This window comes from Roseateles albus, from assembly GCF_028595345.1.
Lineage (GTDB): Bacteria > Pseudomonadota > Gammaproteobacteria > Burkholderiales > Burkholderiaceae_C > Paucibacter_A > Paucibacter_A albus.
Window position 1 is genome coordinate 494,473 of the sequence record NZ_JAQQXT010000002.1, and the last position, 15,400, is coordinate 509,872.

The window sequence follows — 15,400 nt, forward strand, 5'->3', positions numbered from 1 at the left end:
GCGCAAAGCCGTGCGCCTCAGGAGCCCGCCGGAGAGGCCGGCTTGGGTTCCAACTGCAAAGCGACTTCAAAGCTGAAGCAAGAGCCGGTGCCGGGCTGGCTCTCCACCAGGATGCGCCCGCCCATCAGGTTGACTAGGCGCTGCACGATGGTCAGGCCCAAGCCAGTCCCGCCATAGCGACGTGTGATGCTGCCGTCCGCTTGGGTGAAGGGCTCAAAGATCTGCGCGATTTGGTCCTTGGTCATGCCGATGCCGGTGTCGTGCACGCTGAAGCGAAGCCTGAGTTCGCCCGGCGGCGCTTGATGGCCTGCTGCCTCGCTGGGTTCGAACTCTACGATCTGCACTTCCAGCCGAACCTCACCTTTTTCGGTGAACTTGAGTGCATTGCCGACCAGATTGACCAGCACCTGGCGCAGCCTGAGCGCGTCACCCAAGGCGCGTTGAGGCACGCCAGGTTGGACGCGGGCGTGCAGCTGTATGCCTTTTTCATGCGCCTGCAGCAGCAAGGGGTGCAGGGCCTCACGCAAGCAGTCGTGCAGGGAGAAGGGCGCCTGATCTATTTGCACCCGGCCGGCCTCGATCTTGGCCACGTCAAGCAAGTCGTTGATGATGACCATCAAGCCCTTGGCCGAGTTGTGGGCCAACTCGATGAACTTGCGCTGCTTGTCTGTCAATTCTGTCAAAAGCACCAACTCGGTCAGTCCGAGTACGCCATTCATCGGGGTACGAATTTCGTGGCTCATATTGGCCAGGAAGCTGCTCTTGGCCTGACTGGCCGCTTCAGCGGCTTCGCGTGCGGTCTCGAGTGCCGCCTGGCTGGCTTTCAAGTCGGCGATATCGCGGGCATTCAAGAGCAGGACCGGCTCGCCAGTGGCGGGGTCGCGCATCGGGCTGGCGTTGATGCCATGCCAGCATAGGCCGGCACTCGTGCGTAGCTCGAAATCCGCCTTGACGCTCTGACCCGCGCGTACCTGTGCGATCACATGAGCGGCATCATCGGCATGGGCGAAGACGGCGTTCAATTCATTTTGCAGCGCAGGCTTGGCGAGCGCGGGCTTTGCGAAGGCCAGCGCTGCGGCCGGATTGCGCATCAAGCAACTGCCGTCCTTGAGGCTGAACACCGCAATGCGAACAGAGGTGTGTTGCAGCGCTTCGATGCCTCGCAGCGCACTCAGGTCAACGCCGCTGGCCAGCGAGTCGGCTGCGAACAGCATCACCTGGCGGCGATCCGGCGTCAGGATGCCGCGCGAAACCAGCATCACGGTGGTCGGCTGTCCCTTGGGGTAGAGCGTCCATTGCTCGCGCACGATCTTGCCCTGCGCATGGTCGGCCGCGGTGACGGCCAGACGCTCACGCACGGCTACGCTGGTGTCCGAAAAATCACTGGAGAGAAATTTCTCGGCCGAGCCTGCCTGCCAAAAACGCAGAGCGGCCGCATTGGCCCAAAGATTGCGCTGGCGCTCGGCGTCGAAGACCCACATGGGCACGTCGAGCCAGTCGTAATGCGTCAAACAAGAAAAGTCGAGCATGGGATTCAGAGGGGACCGGACAAGAGGAGGAGCGGGGCTCACATTGTGTCCTGACCCGCGCCCAAGTAGTGCTCAATCGATCACAGCCGCGCGGTAAGCGTGCCAACTTGCATGTCCCAGCACCGGCCCGGCGATCAGGAGCCCGGCAAACCAAGGCAGAAGTGCCAGCACCACGATGCTGGTGATCAAAAAGCCCCAGAACAGCATCACGCCCGGCTGCGCAAGCACCAGGCGCAAACTCGTCAGGCCGGCCGTCACCGCGTCGGCCTGGCGGGCCAAAAGCATGGGCATTGCAATCACGCTGATGGAAAAAATCAAACCCGCGAACAGGCCACCAACCGCCAAGTAAGCGACGATGAAGCTGAGGTTGTCGGGGTCCAAAAGCTTGGTGATCGAGCCGGCAAAATCGGGCATGCCGTCAAAGCTAACAGCAAAAACAATCAGTGCTGCGCGCCCCCAGATCATCTCCAGAATCAAGAGCACACCGCCAAAGATGGCGATCTGCGACAGGCGCCGCCGCCATGCGGTCAGCGAGTCGAGCAAGGTCGGCTTCTCGCCCCTCTCCAGTCGCGCGCTGACTTGGTAGAGGCCCAGGCACATGAAGGGTCCCATCAACAAGAAGCCCGCGGACAGGGCCAAGGTGTAAATCGGCGCATGCTGAAACACGCCCAGAATCGCCCAACCCATCAGCATGAAGCACAGGCCGTAGAACAGGCCGATGGCGGGGGCGCGGCGAAAGTCCCGCAAGCCCGCAGCCAGCCAGCACAAGGGGTCGCGCAGCCGCAAATTCCGCAGTGGGATGTTGAAGGAGTTGTCGAGTGGCGCTGGTTCTGCTGGCGTGTTGGGCATCATCCGCGCAGCGTAGTGCACAGCTGGCCCGGCGCGCCACCGGGCTTTCCAGCAGAGCGGCGAACTAATTCAAGTTTCAGCCGCGCCGCACGCGCCGGATCTCATCCCAGATCAGCAGCACCGCGCCGACTGTGATGGCGCTGTCTGCGATATTGAAGGACGGGAAGTACCAGCCGCCCGCGTGCACCTGGATGAAGTCGACCACATAGCCGTGCAGCAGGCGGTCGATCACATTGCCGATGGCGCCGCCCAGAATCAGGCTCAGCGCTGTTGCGAACAGCGTCTGTTGGCCGTGGCGGCGCAGCATCACGGTGATGAAGATCGTGGCGACCGCGCCCAAGCCGACAAAGAACCAGCGCTGCCAGCCCCCGGCGCCGGCCAGAAAGCTGAAGGCCGCGCCGGTGTTGTGGACCCGCACGACATTGAAGAAGCTGGTGACGAAGCGGCTATCTCCTAACTGGAAATTCCCCAGGATCAAGACCTTGGTGAACTGGTCCAGCAGGATCACGATCAGGGCCAGGCCCAGCCACAGCCCGAGCTTGTTGCCGCCGCTGCTTTTGCCTTTGCTCGCCATGGTTCAGGCCACCAGGCGGGTTTCGCCGCTGCCGTGCAGATTGCTGTCGCAACGGCCGCAAATCGTTGGATGCTCGGCGTTTGTGCCCACATCGGCGCGGTAATGCCAGCAGCGCTCGCACTTCAGCTGCGTCGACGGCGTGACCGTTACCGTCAACTCGGCTGCTTCGGTCAGGGTAGCCGCCGAAGTGATCAAGACAAACTTCAAATCGTCGCCCAAGGTCTGCAGCAGGGCCAGATCGGCCGCCGGCGCACCCACCAGCACATCGGCCTGCAGCGAGGATCCGACATCACCGGCCTTGCGCACATCTTCGATGCTGCGGTTGACCGCTTCGCGGATTTCGCGGATGCGACTCCACTTGGCCAGCAGCTCGGCATCGACAGCCTCGAACTTCCAGTAAGTCTCGACAAAGATGCTCTTGCCCTCGTGGCCGCCTTCAAAAACGCCCCAAGCCTCCTCGGCCGTGAAGCTCAAGAAGGGCGCCATCCAGCGCAGCATCGCGTGGCTCAAGTGCCAGAGCACGGTCTGCGCCGAGCGCCGTGCCAGGCTGCCGGGCGCGGTCGTGTAGAGCCTGTCCTTCAACACATCGAGGTAGAAACCGCCGAGGTCTTCCGAGCAATAGACTTGCAGCTTGGCCACCACCGGGTGGAACTCATAGCGCTGGAAATGCGCCAGGATTTCGCCCTGCAACTCGGCCGCCCGGGCCATCGCGTAACGATCTACTTCCAGCAACTGATCCAGCGGCACGGCATCCTTGGCCGCGTCGAAGTCGCTGGTGTTGGCGAGCAAGAAGCGCAGGGTGTTGCGGATGCGGCGGTAGGCGTCGACGACGCGGGCGAGGATTTTTTCGTCCAAGCCTAAGTCACCCGAATAGTCGGTGGATGCGCACCAGAGGCGGATGATCTCCGCGCCCATCTTGTCGCTGACGGTCTGCGGTGCCACCACATTGCCGACCGACTTGCTCATCTTTCGACCCTGGCCGTCCACCACAAAGCCGTGGGTCAGCAAGCCCTTGTAGGGCGCGCGGCCGTAGAGCGCGCAGGCGATCAAGAGCGAGGAGTGGAACCAGCCTCGATGCTGGTCATGGCCTTCCAAGTAGAGGTCGGCCTCGGGGCCTTCGGCGTGAGCTGCACCCAAATGGCTGCCCTTCAAGACATGCTGGAAGGTCGAGCCGGAGTCGAACCAGACGTCCAGAATGTCGCTGCCCTTGCTGTACTGCTCGGCTTCGGCGCCCAGCCACTCGGCCGGGTCCAGCTTGGCCCAGGCCTCGACGCCACCGGCCTCGACGATGACGGCGGCGCGCTCGATGAAGTCCAGCGTGTTCGGGTGCGCCAGGCCGCTGTCTTTGTGCAAAAAGATCGGCAGTGGCACGCCCCAGGAACGCTGGCGCGAGATGCACCAGTCGGGCCGGCCGGCGATCATGTCGCGCAGCCGCGCACGGCCGTTCTCGGGGTAGAAACTAGTCGCGTCAATCGCTTCCAGCGCGGTTTGGCGCAGCGATTTTTCGGGGTGCTCGGTCGCGAACAGACCCTCGCCCTCGTCCATGCGCACAAACCACTGCGCCGCCGCGCGGTAGATCACCGGCGTCTTGTGGCGCCAGCAATGCGGGTAGCTGTGGGTGATCTTGACGTGCGAGAGCAGGCGGCCGGCGTCTTCCAGCGCTTGGGCGATGACCGGGTTGGCCTTCCAGATGTGCATGCCGCCAAACAGCGGCAACTCGGTCTCGTAAGCACCATTTCCCTGCACCGGGTTGATGATGTCCTTGAAGGCCATGCCGTGCGCCACGCAGGACTGAAAGTCATCCAGGCCGTAGGCGGGCGCCGAGTGGACGACGCCGGTGCCGTCATCGGCGGTGGCGTAATCGGCCAAGTAGACAGGGCTCAGGCGGTCATAGCCGGCGTCCACATGGGCCAAAGGATGCTTGAAGTTCAGGCCGGCCAGATTCTTGCCGACCGTGGTGGCCAGCACACTGCCTTCGAGCTGCCAGCGGCTCAGACACTTCTCGACCAGCGCCTCGGCGATCATGAAGAGACCGCGCGGCGTGTCGACCAGCGCGTAGATCAGATCCGGGTTCAGATTCAGCGCTTGATTGGCAGGGATGGTCCAGGGCGTGGTGGTCCAGATGACGGTGAAGGCTTCCTTGTCCAGCTTGCTCAAGCCGAATGCTGCGGCCAACTTGGCCGGCTCGGCGCTCAGGAAGGCGACGTCCACCGCCGGGCTTTGCTTGTCTTGGTACTCGATCTCGAACTCGGCCAAGGAGGAGCCGCAGTCAAAACACCAGTAAACCGGTTTCAAACCACGATACACAAAGCCGCGTTCGAACAAGCGTTTGAGTACACGGATTTCGCCGGCCTCATTCTTGAAGTCCATGGTTCGGTAAGGATTGCTCCAATCGCCCAATACGCCCAGGCGCTTGAAGTCCTGGCGCTGCGCGTCGATTTGCTCGCCGGCATAGGCGCGGCTCTTGGCCTGCACCTCGTCGCGCTGCAGACCGCGACCGAAGGTCTTTTCGATCTGGTTTTCGATCGGCAGGCCGTGGCAGTCCCAGCCGGGGATGTAGGCGGCGTCATAGCCTTCCAGCTGACGCGCCTTGACGATCATGTCCTTCAGGATTTTGTTGGCGGCGTGGCCGATATGGATCTGGCCGTTGGCGTAGGGCGGCCCATCATGCAAGACGAATTTGGGTGCACCGGCGCGGGCTTCTCGCAAGCGCTGGTAAGTGCCTTGCTCTTCCCAGGCCTTGACCCAGCCCGGCTCGCGCTTGGGCAGATCGCCCCGCATCGGGAAAGGGGTGTCCGGCAGGTTCAGCGTGGCGCGGTAGTCTTTTTTGTCGGTGGTCATGATGGCAGAACTCAAACTTTGGGGCTGTCTTCACGCTTGATGCATGAAACCGCAGCTAGGGAGGAAGGGCGCATGTGCGAGACAGCGTTTGGTGCGAATCTAGAGGCGAGCGGCGCGAGATTCAAAAGGCCGCAGCAGCAGCGTCAAATTCGGTCGCGGGTGGTCTGGCGCAGCGTCAAAGCATGGGTGGCCAAAAAGGCGCGGGCGTCCGATACATCCTGCTGGATGGCGGCCGTCAAGGCGGGCAGCCCGTCGTAGCGGGCCTCGTCGCGAAGTTTATGCAGTAGTTCCACACGCACGAGTTTACCGTAGGCCCCGTTGGCGCCTAGCTGAGCCGGCCAGTCCAGGCAATGCACTTCCAGCAGCACGCGGCCGGCGTCTTCAATGGTAGGGCGCACGCCAAGCGAAGCGACCCCGTCCAGGGCACGCGCGGCCAAGCCCTGCACGCGCACCGCAAAGATGCCCTGGGCGGCGGGCTTGTCATGGGTAAAGCGCAGATTCAGCGTGCGAAAACCGTCGGCCGCGCCCTTGGTCGATTCCCCCAGGCTGCGGCCCAGCTTTTTGCCATGCACCACATGGCCGGAGATCGAGTAAGGGCGACCCAAGAGCCGGGCCGCCGCCGGCATATCGCCGCTGCTCAGTGCCTCCCGCACGGCCGAGCTGCTGACGCGCAGACCGTGCACCTCATAACTCATCATTCGCGCGACATCAAAGCCTTTGGCGCGACCTGCCGCATCCAAGGTCGCATAGTCGCCCTGGCGCTTGGTGCCGAAGCGGAAATCGTCGCCGACCAGGATGTATTTGGCGCCCAGCCCTTGCAGCAACACCTGTTGAATGAAATCTTGTGCGCTCAAGCTGGCCAGGCGTTCGTCAAAGCGCAACACCACCACTTGATCAATGCCGCAGCGCTCCAGCTCGCTGAGCTTGTCGCGCAAGGAGGCGATTCGCGCCGGCGCCAGATGAGGTTGGCCCAGCTTGGCGGCAAAGAAGTCGCGCGGATGCGGCTCGAAGCTCATCACGCATGAGGGCAGGCCGCGGTGCTGCGCCTCCGATTTGAGCAGGGCCAACATGGCTTGATGCCCGCGGTGGACGCCGTCGAAATTGCCTATGGTCAGCGCGCAAGCGGGCGCGATGCCGGGGTGGTTGAAGCCGCGATAAACATGCATGGCGCGGATTATCCGTCGGGCGAATAGACCGGAAGCGAAGTACTGGGCTGAGTGTGGCCGCTCCTAGGCCTCAAGCGCTGTGCAGCCAAACCGCTGATCGATTGTGCAGCGTTCACTTGCAGCTTTTGTCGAGCCAAGCCGCAGCTGCTTGCTCGGCGCTCTTTTGAGCGGCTGCGGCTTCGATCAGCTCATCCGGTTGAATCGGACCTGGGTGCGGCTTGCCGCTTCGGTCCAGGGTCATCGAGGTCGCTAAATTGAATATGCCGCCATGCCTGAGTGGAAAAGGCTGGTTGGCGCTGGTGACGCCGGCCGTAGGCAGACCGAAGAAGCGGGTTTTGGCGCGGCCTTTGAAGGCCAGCGCCACCATTTCCCCCGAACTGCCGGTTTGCGGCCCGGTCAATACAGCGATATGAATCGGCAAGACAGGTGCCGAAGGGGCGCTCTCAAGCGCTGCGGTGATTCTTTCGCCTTCCACCCAGATCTCACCGCCTCGGCGGGAGACCAGGCTTGAAACGCCTTTTCCCGACTTGAAGCTCAGCATCAAGCCTTCAGGCAGCAGGGGCAGCAGACCGCTCAGCATCGGGTACATATTGCCGCCTGAATTCGCTCTGAGGTCCATCAACAAGCCGCAATTGCTGCGGCCCACGCTTTCATTCAGCAATGCCCTCAAGTATTGGGCAGCGGCCAGCTCTGTTGCAGGGTCAAGGCCGCTGAAGCCATGTGTTGCAATCATGGCGTAGCGCTGAACGGTCGCTGCATCAGCAATCGACGCCGGTTTGCCCGGGGCGGCAGTTGCGGGCGCAAGCAAGGCCTGGACTTCTGCTCGCGACAGATAGGAGGAGTGGCCGTCCTCTAGCTTTGACACCAGGTAGCGCAAGGCTGTATCCAGGTCGCCTTCACGCTCTCCGCCATTGTTGTGGGCGATCTGATTGGCAATGCTTTGAATTTCCGGCCAATCCGAGCGCTCACCTTTGAGTGCCTTGGCTCGCATCAGCGTGATGGCCTCGGCGATGATCTCCGTCGGCTTTTCGATCACCGCACTCGCGCCGTCACCTCGGTATTGGCGGACTAGCAGCAGTACGCAGCCGATGATGAATGCGCTGATCAGCGAAACGCTGAACAGCAGCCACAGGGTGCGACCAGACTTTTGATCGGCAGGGTTGTCGGCTTCGCCGGCCATGCGCAATGGGGTCGGCTTCGGTCGATTCAGACCAGCTCCGCCACCTGAATATGCCGCTGCACGACGGCCACCAAGTCGTCCATCTCGAAGGGCTTGACCAGATAGTCGTCCATGCCGGCGGAGATGCAACGATCGCGGTCGCCGTTCACGGCACTCGCCGTCAAGGCGACGATGGGTACATGGCCGAGCGACAGCTGGCGTTCATGGGCGCGCCAGCGACGTGTGGCCTCGAAGCCATCCATCTTGGGCATTTGGCAGTCCATCAGGACGAGGTCGTAGGCGGCGGCTTCGAGTCGCTCCAAGGCTTGCAGGCCGTCTTCGGCTTGCTCGACCTGCAGGCCACAGCTTTCCAACATGGCGGTGGCGACCAGCACATTGACCATGCTGTCGTCGACCAGCAGCACGCGGCCGGACAGCTTTGGCGCGGGGTGCACGACACCGCGCGCGCTGTTCAGCGGCGGGATTTCGCTCACACAGGCTTGCAGCGGCAGCGTGAATTCAAACAAGGAGCCTTGGCCAGGTACCGAGCTGCAACGCAGGTCGCCACCCATGGCACGCGCCAACTCGCGTGAAATCGTCAGGCCCAGACCGGTGCCGTCTTGGCGGCGCGGCTTGCGCGCTTGGCCCAGGGCAGCCTCGGCCTGTTCGGCTTGCTCGAAGGGCGCAAATACGCGCTCCATTTGGTCGGCGGCAATGCCTTCGCCGGTGTCGCGCACGGCAAAGCGCAGCAAGGTGCCTGCACGCATGTCCAAGGTCGTGCCGACCTCGATCGAAACGCCACCGCGGTCGGTGAACTTGATCGCATTGCCGATCAAGTTGTGCAGCACCTGCTTGATGCGCGAGGCGTCACCCAAGGCGAAATGGGGCAGGGTAGGGCTCAGGTGCAGTTTGAAGTCCAGGCCCTTGTCGCGCGCGGTTTCGCCCAGCAGGCGGCAAACATCATCGACCGTCTCGCGAACATTGACCGGGCCCGCGTCCACGGCGAGCTTGCCGGACTCGATGCGGGCGAGGTCCAGGATGTCATTCACCAACGCCAAGAGGTGATGGCCCGAGCGGCGCATGATGTCGACCTGCTCGCGTTGCTGCGCATCCAGGCCCGAGCGTTCCAGCAACTGCGTCATGCCCAGAATGCCGTTCAGCGGGGTGCGAATTTCGTGGCTCATATTGGCCACGAAGCGGCTTTTGCTGGTGCTGGACTGCTCGGCCGATTGCAGTGCCTCTTTGCGCTCTTGCGCCAGTCGGTCGGTGAGCAAGCGCATGCGCAGCAACTCGGTGCTGCGTTTGTCGGCGCGGCGGGATTCATTCAAACCGATGGCGATGAAGGCCATCAAGCCCAGCGCCGTGAAGGCGCCCAACTGGCTGCCCAGGCTCAGGTGATGCGCGATAAGCGGGGCCAGGGCGAGGCTGCTGAAGACGAGATTGGCGCGCCAGCGGCCCCCTAAATTGAGCAAGGCAATGCCGGCCATGGCTACCAGCGAGGCCAGAATGACGCCCTCCAGTTCAGGCGCTGCTTCGGCGTGAAAGAACCAACCGGCCAGGCCCCAGCTGAGGGAGTCCAAGGCCAGGGTTGCCGTGAAGCGACGTCGCCACGGCGCCAGCTCGGCGGAGCTTGGGGTGCTAGGGCAACTTTGCCAATAACGCCGAAAGCGCAGGACATCCGCACAGCGCAGGCCGCTGAGCAGCAGCCTCAGACCGAACCAAGCCAGCAAGACCGCATGCGGCAGGTAAGGCCAAAACAGCAGCACCGGCATCAAGCTGAACGCCAGCCCCATCAAGGTGGGGGTGGTGATGCGTTCGCTCAACGAGGCGAAGCGCTCCGACAAGACCTGTTCGGAAATGTCCGGGCGCGTCAACTCAACAGGCCTCACAGGGCTTGGCGATGGCAGGTGGGGCGCCTTGGCGCTCACCTGTCCCAGCGCAGATGCTGCAGTCATAAATCTGTTTCCCTCGACAACTCGGCTGCACTTTTGTGGCAGCTCTTTGACATTGGTATTTATACCGCCGTGCTAAGTCCGAGGTTCTACAGACACTTTGTTACAAGATGAACCGGGTCTACCCTGAAGCCTTAGCTAGGTGTTGCACCCAGGCCGCATTTTTAGGGCAAACACCGATCGGCTATGCCGTGTCATCAACTTGTTATGTTGGCGTGATCAGGCTGGGGCTGCTGATCCACATCCACTCACCCGGCTTCAAGTCGGGCGGCAGCGTGAGGGCGCCGAACTGCGGGCGATGCAGGCTTTCAACCCGGTTGCCGACGGCTGCCACCATACGCTTGACCTGGTGGTATTTGCCTTCGATCAGGGTCAAACGCAGGCCGTGCGTGCCAAAGGCCTCGGCCCCCTCGGCGCGCACTTGCTCGGGTTTGTAGGGCACGGTGCGGACGGGTTTGCCGCCTGGGGTTCCTGGTGGCTTGCTGGACTCAGGCTCGCGCAACTCCACGCCGGCCAGCAACTGTGCCACCATTTCAGGCGTTACGGGGTGCTTGCACTGCGCCTCGTAAACCTTGGGAACATGGTGCTTGGGGCTGGTCAGCTTGTGGATCAGCGCGCCGTCGTCGGTGAGCAGCAGCAGGCCGGTGGTGTCTTCGTCGAGGCGGCCAATGGGCTGCGCATCGCGTTCCCGCAAAGGCGCGGGCAGCAAATTCATCACGCTCGGGTGGTGCTTGGGTTTGCGCGAGCATTCATAGCCGCTGGGCTTGTTCAGCAGCACCAAGGCTTTGGCGTAATAGGGCCAGGTCTTGCCCGAGACCTCGAACTCCAGGCCTTCGGTTTCGAACTCTTCCCAGGGGTCGGCAATGACGTGACCACCGACGCTGACCTCGCCGTTGAACAGCAGTCCGGAGCACAGGCGGCGGCTGCCGAAGCCTTGGGAAAACAGGATTTGGGCGATATGCATCTTCATGTGGGCATTGTCCCTCAAGGCCGGGCTCGGTATTCAAGCCACTGGCGCAGGACTTGCTCTGCAAGAATGCGCCCCAGGCTGGCCCGGTCTTGCGGTCATAAAAATGAAACGGACGCGATATGAATTCGATCTCCCGCCCTCAGGGCAAGCCCGTCTTGGCAATCCACGGCGGCGCCGGCACCTTGCTGCGCAGCAAGATGACGGCGGCGATGGAGAGCGAGTACCTGGCTGCGATGGAGCGCATCTTGCTGGCCGGTCAGGCCCAGCTGGCCGCCGGTGCTGCGGCTTTGGATGTGGTTGTGGAAGCGGTGCGGCAGTTGGAGGAGTGCGAGCTTTTCAATGCGGGGCGTGGCGCGGTTTACACCGCGGATGGAACGCATGAGTTGGATGCCAGCGTGATGGACGGCAGCAATTTGCAAGCCGGCGCGGTGGCGGGCCTGCGCACAACCCGCAACCCGGTGCTGGCGGCGCGTGCGGTGATGCAGCACAGCGAGCACCTGATGTTTGTGGGCAGTGCGGGTGATGCGTTTGCAGCCCGTCATCAGCTGGAGCAGGTCGAGCCGATTTGGTTTGGCACCGAGTTGCGGTGGGCGCAACTCGGTGCAGCGCAAGCTTCGCTCGGCGGCGCCCGACTGGACCATGATGTGGATGCGCCGAGTTCGGGGCCAATTGATGACAGGCGCAAGCTCGGCACCGTCGGCGCGGTGGCGCTGGATGCCGCCGGCCATCTGGCTGCCGCGACCTCGACCGGCGGTATGACCAACAAACAGCCCGGGCGGGTCGGCGACTCGCCCATCATCGGCGCGGGCTGTTACGCCAATGACGCCACGGTGGCCGTGTCTTGCACCGGAACAGGCGAGGCCTTTATGCGGGCTTGTGCGGCTTTTGATGTGTCGGCGCAGATGGCTTATCTGGGCCTGCCTGTGCAGCAGGCGGCCGACAATGTGGTCAAAACCAAGCTGCCGCGCCTGGGCGGCAGCGGCGGCTTGATCGCGGTGGCCGCGAACGGCGATGTCTGCTTCAGCTTCAACTCCGAAGGCATGTACCGGGGCTATGCCAAGCTAGGGGAGCAGCCGGTGCTGGCGATTTATGCCGACGATGGGCTGGCGCCCTGAAAAGACCGGCGGCTCAGGCAAACACCCCGGCCGCATCCGTCATGCGAGCGCTGACCTCACTGAGTTGATGCAGGCTGTCGCCGAACTGCATCTCCATCACGGTCAGACGCTTGAAATAGTGGCTGGAGATGTAATCGTCGGTGACGCCGATGCCGCCGTGCAACTGCGTACATTGCTGGCCCACAAAACGCATCGACTGCCCCAGCTGCAGCTTGGCTTGTGCCAGCGCACGCCTTCGGGCAGCGGGCTCCTCGCCCAGCTTCAGGCTGGCAAAGTAGCTCATTGAGCGGGCCAACTCCAGCTGCATCTTGACGTCGGCGATGCGGTGGCGCAGCGCCTGGAAGCTGCTGATTGAGACCCCAAATTGCTTGCGCTGGTTCATATAGTCGGCGGTGATGGCCAGCAGCTTTTCCATCGCTCCGACGCCTTCGGCGCAAAGCGCGGCTAGCCCCAAGTCGACGGCCAACTCCAGCACGGCCAGACCCTGCTCGGGGCCGACCAGCAGGGTGGCGTCAGCCTCGATGAGGCTGAGATCACCAGAACGTGAGCCGTCTTGCAGGCTGTAGCTGCGGGTGCTGACACCGGCTGCGCCGCGCTTGACCAGGTAGAGCGCAATGCCCTGGGCTTCATTGACCTCGCCTTGTACGCGCGCCGGCACGATGAAGGCATCGGCCTCATCAACCGCCGCCACCAGGTTTTTGACACCGCTGAGCTTGCCGTCCACGGCGCGGGTGCTGACATGGCTCAAACAATAACGTGCAGCCCGCTCTTGCTGAGCCAACACGATCAAGGCCTCGCCGGCGGCGATTCTGGGCAGCCAAGCGGCCTGCAGGGCCGGCGGTGCGGCTTGGAGCACCGCCGGCGCGATCAATGCCGCCTGCGCAAATGGCTCCATCACCAAGCCGCGCCCGAGCTCTTCCATCACCACCATCGCGTCCACAGCGCCAAGCCCGAGTCCTCCATGGGCTTCGGGCACCGCCAAGCCCATCAGCCCCAGGCTGCTCAAACCGCTCCAGGCTGCGCGCGAGAAGCCGCCGGCCCGCACAATGGCTTGGCGCTGGGCAAAGTCGTAGTCTTTGCTGACCCAGCGGCTGACCGCGTCGCGCAGCGAGTCTTGGTCTTCGGTGAAGTCAAAGTCCATTTTTCGTCCCTTTCAGCCTAAGACCGTCTGCGCGACGATATTGCGTTGCACTTCGTTCGAGCCCCCATAGATGGTGGTCTTGCGCATATTGAGATAGTGGCTGGCCAGCGGCGCGCAATGCGCTGCACCGACGTGGTCGCCTTGCCAGCCCGCCTCCATCGCTTCAAAGATGAAGGGCAGGCTGAAGGGGCCGCCCGCCAGCATCATCAGCTCGGCATAGCGCTGCTGGATCTCGCTGCCGCGGATCTTCAGCAGACCCGCCACGTCAAGCGACTGCTTGCCACTTTTCTCGGCAGACAGCACCCGCAGCACCATCATCTCTAGGGCAATGATGTCAACTTCCAGCAGTGCGATTTGATCGCGAAAGCGCGCGTCGCCGTCCAACAAACCCTCGGCCTTGGCGATGCGTTTGAGGCGTTCCAGCTCACGCTTGGCGCGGTTCACATCGGCGATATTGGTGCGCTCATGGGCGAGCAGATATTTGGCGTAAGTCCAGCCCTTGTTCTCCTCGCCGATCAGGTTCTCGGCCGGCACCTCGACATTGTCGAAAAACACCTCGTTCACCTCATGTTCGCCGTCCAGCATGATGATGGGGCGCACGGTGATGCCTTTGGACTTCATGTCGATCAGCAAGAAGGAGATGCCTGTCTGCGGCTTGCCCATGGAGTCGGTGCGCACCAGGCAGAAGATCCAGTCGCCATATTGGCCCAGCGTGGTCCAGGTCTTTTGGCCGTTGACGAGAAAGCTGCCGCTGGCTTGGCGTTCGGCCTTGCATTTGACCGAGGCCAGATCCGAGCCTGAGCCCGGTTCGCTATAGCCTTGGCTCCACCAGACATCGCCGCTGGCAATGCCGGGCAAGAAACGCTGCTGTTGCTCGGGCGTGCCGAAAGCCATGATGACGGGTGCCACCATCACCGGGCCAAAAGGCACGATGCGGGGCGCGCCGGCTAGCGCGCATTCTTCCTCGAACAGATGTCGCTGCACGGCGTTCCAGCCGGGGCCGCCAAACTGCTTGGGCCAGGCCCAGCCCAGCCAGCCCTGTCGGCCCAAAATCTTGGCCCAGCGCTGCATATCGCTCTTGTCCAGGCGCTGCGCCTGATGCACTTTTGCGCTGATGTCCGCCGGCAAGTGTTTGGCCACCCATTGCCGAATGTCGGCGCGGAAGGCCATTTCTTCCGCCGTGAAGTTCAAGTCCATGCTGTTTTGCCCGCCTTGTTCTGAACATTCCTAAACCGACCGGGTTTTAGCACGAACGTGCTATTTCTTTTTGTCTCGGCTGCGACAAGTTGCTGCAGGGGCGGCAGGGATGTATGTCCGCGAGGATGCCTGGCGCGCCAGGCCCGTCCTGCTGGTGCTCTGTGAGCTTTGCGTCAGCTGCTTCACGGCCAAGGTCTGCTGGCGACCCTGAAGGCGCCAAGACGGGACCTGCCCGAACCAGTTTCAGTAGCGCAAATCCAGCGTCAGCACATCGTTATGCCTGAGCATTTGAAATCGGGTCAAAAAGCTATTACCCAGCAAGACATGGCTCATCTGGCCCGGAATGACGATGGCTTCGACGTTACGCACTTCGACATCGCCGATGCGCACGCTGCCCAGCTGCATCATGTGCGCCGGCACCACGCCATTGGCGGTCTGCGTCATGATGCGCCGCCCGGCCGAATAGTTCAGGCCGATGCGCTCGGCCTCGGCCTGGCTGATCGAAATGGCGGTGGCACCGGTATCCACCAAGAACTGGGTGCTTTGGCCGTTGATGCTGCCGATGCTGGTGAAGTGCCCGCCGGAGCCGGCGCTCAGAATAATTTTTCGACCCGCGTTGGCGGCGGGGCCGGCGTCACCGATGCGCCCCGGCGTCGCTCCCATCAGCAGCGACTGGCGGCGCCCGCCAACCTCGACCTCGGCCCGGCTTTCATCCACCGAGACCAGGCGCACGCCGCGCACCGTGCTGCCCACCGTCACAGTGCGGGCTTCGCCGTCGATCAAGAGCAGCGCAGCCTTGTTGCCTAAACTGCCATTGAAGCTGACCGTGCCGGCTGTTTGGCCATGGGCTGACGCGGCCATCAAGCCGCAGGCGCAGGCCAAGCTCAACAAAGCGGCCAGCTTCATC

General features: G+C 62.8%; 12 protein-coding genes. 1 reads left to right on the top strand and 11 read right to left on the bottom strand.

Features of this window, described 5'->3' with window-relative positions:
- Nucleotides 1–17: 17 nt before the first annotated feature.
- The 8 genes from PRZ03_RS05125 to PRZ03_RS05160 form a co-directional block, all read right to left on the bottom strand.
- Nucleotides 18–1,529: an ATP-binding protein gene (locus tag PRZ03_RS05125; RefSeq protein ID WP_273599300.1), complete on the bottom strand. Its 1,512-nt coding sequence runs from the start codon at nucleotides 1,527–1,529 to the stop codon at nucleotides 18–20.
- 72 nt (nucleotides 1,530–1,601) lie between these two features.
- Nucleotides 1,602–2,381: a DUF2189 domain-containing protein gene (locus PRZ03_RS05130; RefSeq protein WP_273599301.1), complete on the bottom strand. Its 780-nt coding sequence runs from the start codon at nucleotides 2,379–2,381 to the stop codon at nucleotides 1,602–1,604.
- Nucleotides 2,382–2,454: 73 nt separating this feature from the next.
- Nucleotides 2,455–2,952, bottom strand: a complete 498-nt coding sequence (lspA, locus tag PRZ03_RS05135; RefSeq protein WP_263532106.1) for a signal peptidase II — start codon at nucleotides 2,950–2,952, stop codon at nucleotides 2,455–2,457.
- Between the two features lie 3 nt (nucleotides 2,953–2,955).
- The gene (gene ileS, locus PRZ03_RS05140) at nucleotides 2,956–5,793 is read right to left on the bottom strand and encodes an isoleucine--tRNA ligase (RefSeq protein ID WP_273599303.1); all 2,838 of its coding nucleotides are present in this window, start codon (nucleotides 5,791–5,793) and stop codon (nucleotides 2,956–2,958) included.
- Nucleotides 5,794–5,936: 143 nt separating this feature from the next.
- A complete protein-coding gene (locus PRZ03_RS05145) occupies nucleotides 5,937–6,959 on the bottom strand; it encodes a bifunctional riboflavin kinase/FAD synthetase (protein ID WP_273599304.1) in 1,023 nt (340 codons plus the stop codon).
- Between the two features lie 112 nt (nucleotides 6,960–7,071).
- A complete protein-coding gene (locus tag PRZ03_RS05150) occupies nucleotides 7,072–8,139 on the bottom strand; it encodes a S41 family peptidase (protein ID WP_273599305.1) in 1,068 nt (355 codons plus the stop codon).
- Between the two features lie 26 nt (nucleotides 8,140–8,165).
- A complete protein-coding gene (locus tag PRZ03_RS05155; RefSeq protein WP_273599306.1) occupies nucleotides 8,166–10,073 on the bottom strand; it encodes a response regulator in 1,908 nt (635 codons plus the stop codon).
- Between the two features lie 202 nt (nucleotides 10,074–10,275).
- Nucleotides 10,276–11,034 carry a pseudouridine synthase gene (locus tag PRZ03_RS05160; RefSeq protein WP_263532301.1) on the bottom strand — a complete coding sequence of 253 codons (759 nt, stop codon included), beginning with the start codon at nucleotides 11,032–11,034 and terminating at the stop codon, nucleotides 10,276–10,278.
- Between the two features lie 125 nt (nucleotides 11,035–11,159).
- Between PRZ03_RS05160 and PRZ03_RS05165 the strand changes: the two genes are divergently transcribed.
- Nucleotides 11,160–12,155 carry an isoaspartyl peptidase/L-asparaginase family protein gene (locus tag PRZ03_RS05165; RefSeq protein ID WP_273599307.1) on the top strand — a complete coding sequence of 332 codons (996 nt, stop codon included), beginning with the start codon at nucleotides 11,160–11,162 and terminating at the stop codon, nucleotides 12,153–12,155.
- A 13-nt stretch (nucleotides 12,156–12,168) separates the two neighbouring features.
- On the opposite strand, the gene PRZ03_RS05170 is transcribed toward PRZ03_RS05165, so the two are convergent.
- From PRZ03_RS05170 to PRZ03_RS05180, 3 genes are all read right to left on the bottom strand, one after another.
- On the bottom strand, nucleotides 12,169–13,296 hold the full coding sequence (locus tag PRZ03_RS05170) for an acyl-CoA dehydrogenase family protein (RefSeq protein ID WP_273599308.1): 1,128 nt from the start codon (nucleotides 13,294–13,296) through the stop codon (nucleotides 12,169–12,171).
- A gap of 12 nt (nucleotides 13,297–13,308) precedes the next feature.
- Nucleotides 13,309–14,493, bottom strand: a complete 1,185-nt coding sequence (locus PRZ03_RS05175) for an acyl-CoA dehydrogenase family protein (RefSeq protein WP_273599309.1) — start codon at nucleotides 14,491–14,493, stop codon at nucleotides 13,309–13,311.
- Nucleotides 14,494–14,736: 243 nt separating this feature from the next.
- Nucleotides 14,737–15,399 (bottom strand): retropepsin-like aspartic protease family protein, encoded by a 663-nt coding sequence (locus tag PRZ03_RS05180; protein ID WP_273599310.1) that lies wholly within the window; start codon nucleotides 15,397–15,399, stop codon nucleotides 14,737–14,739.
- Between the last annotated feature and the right edge of the window lies 1 nt (nucleotide 15,400).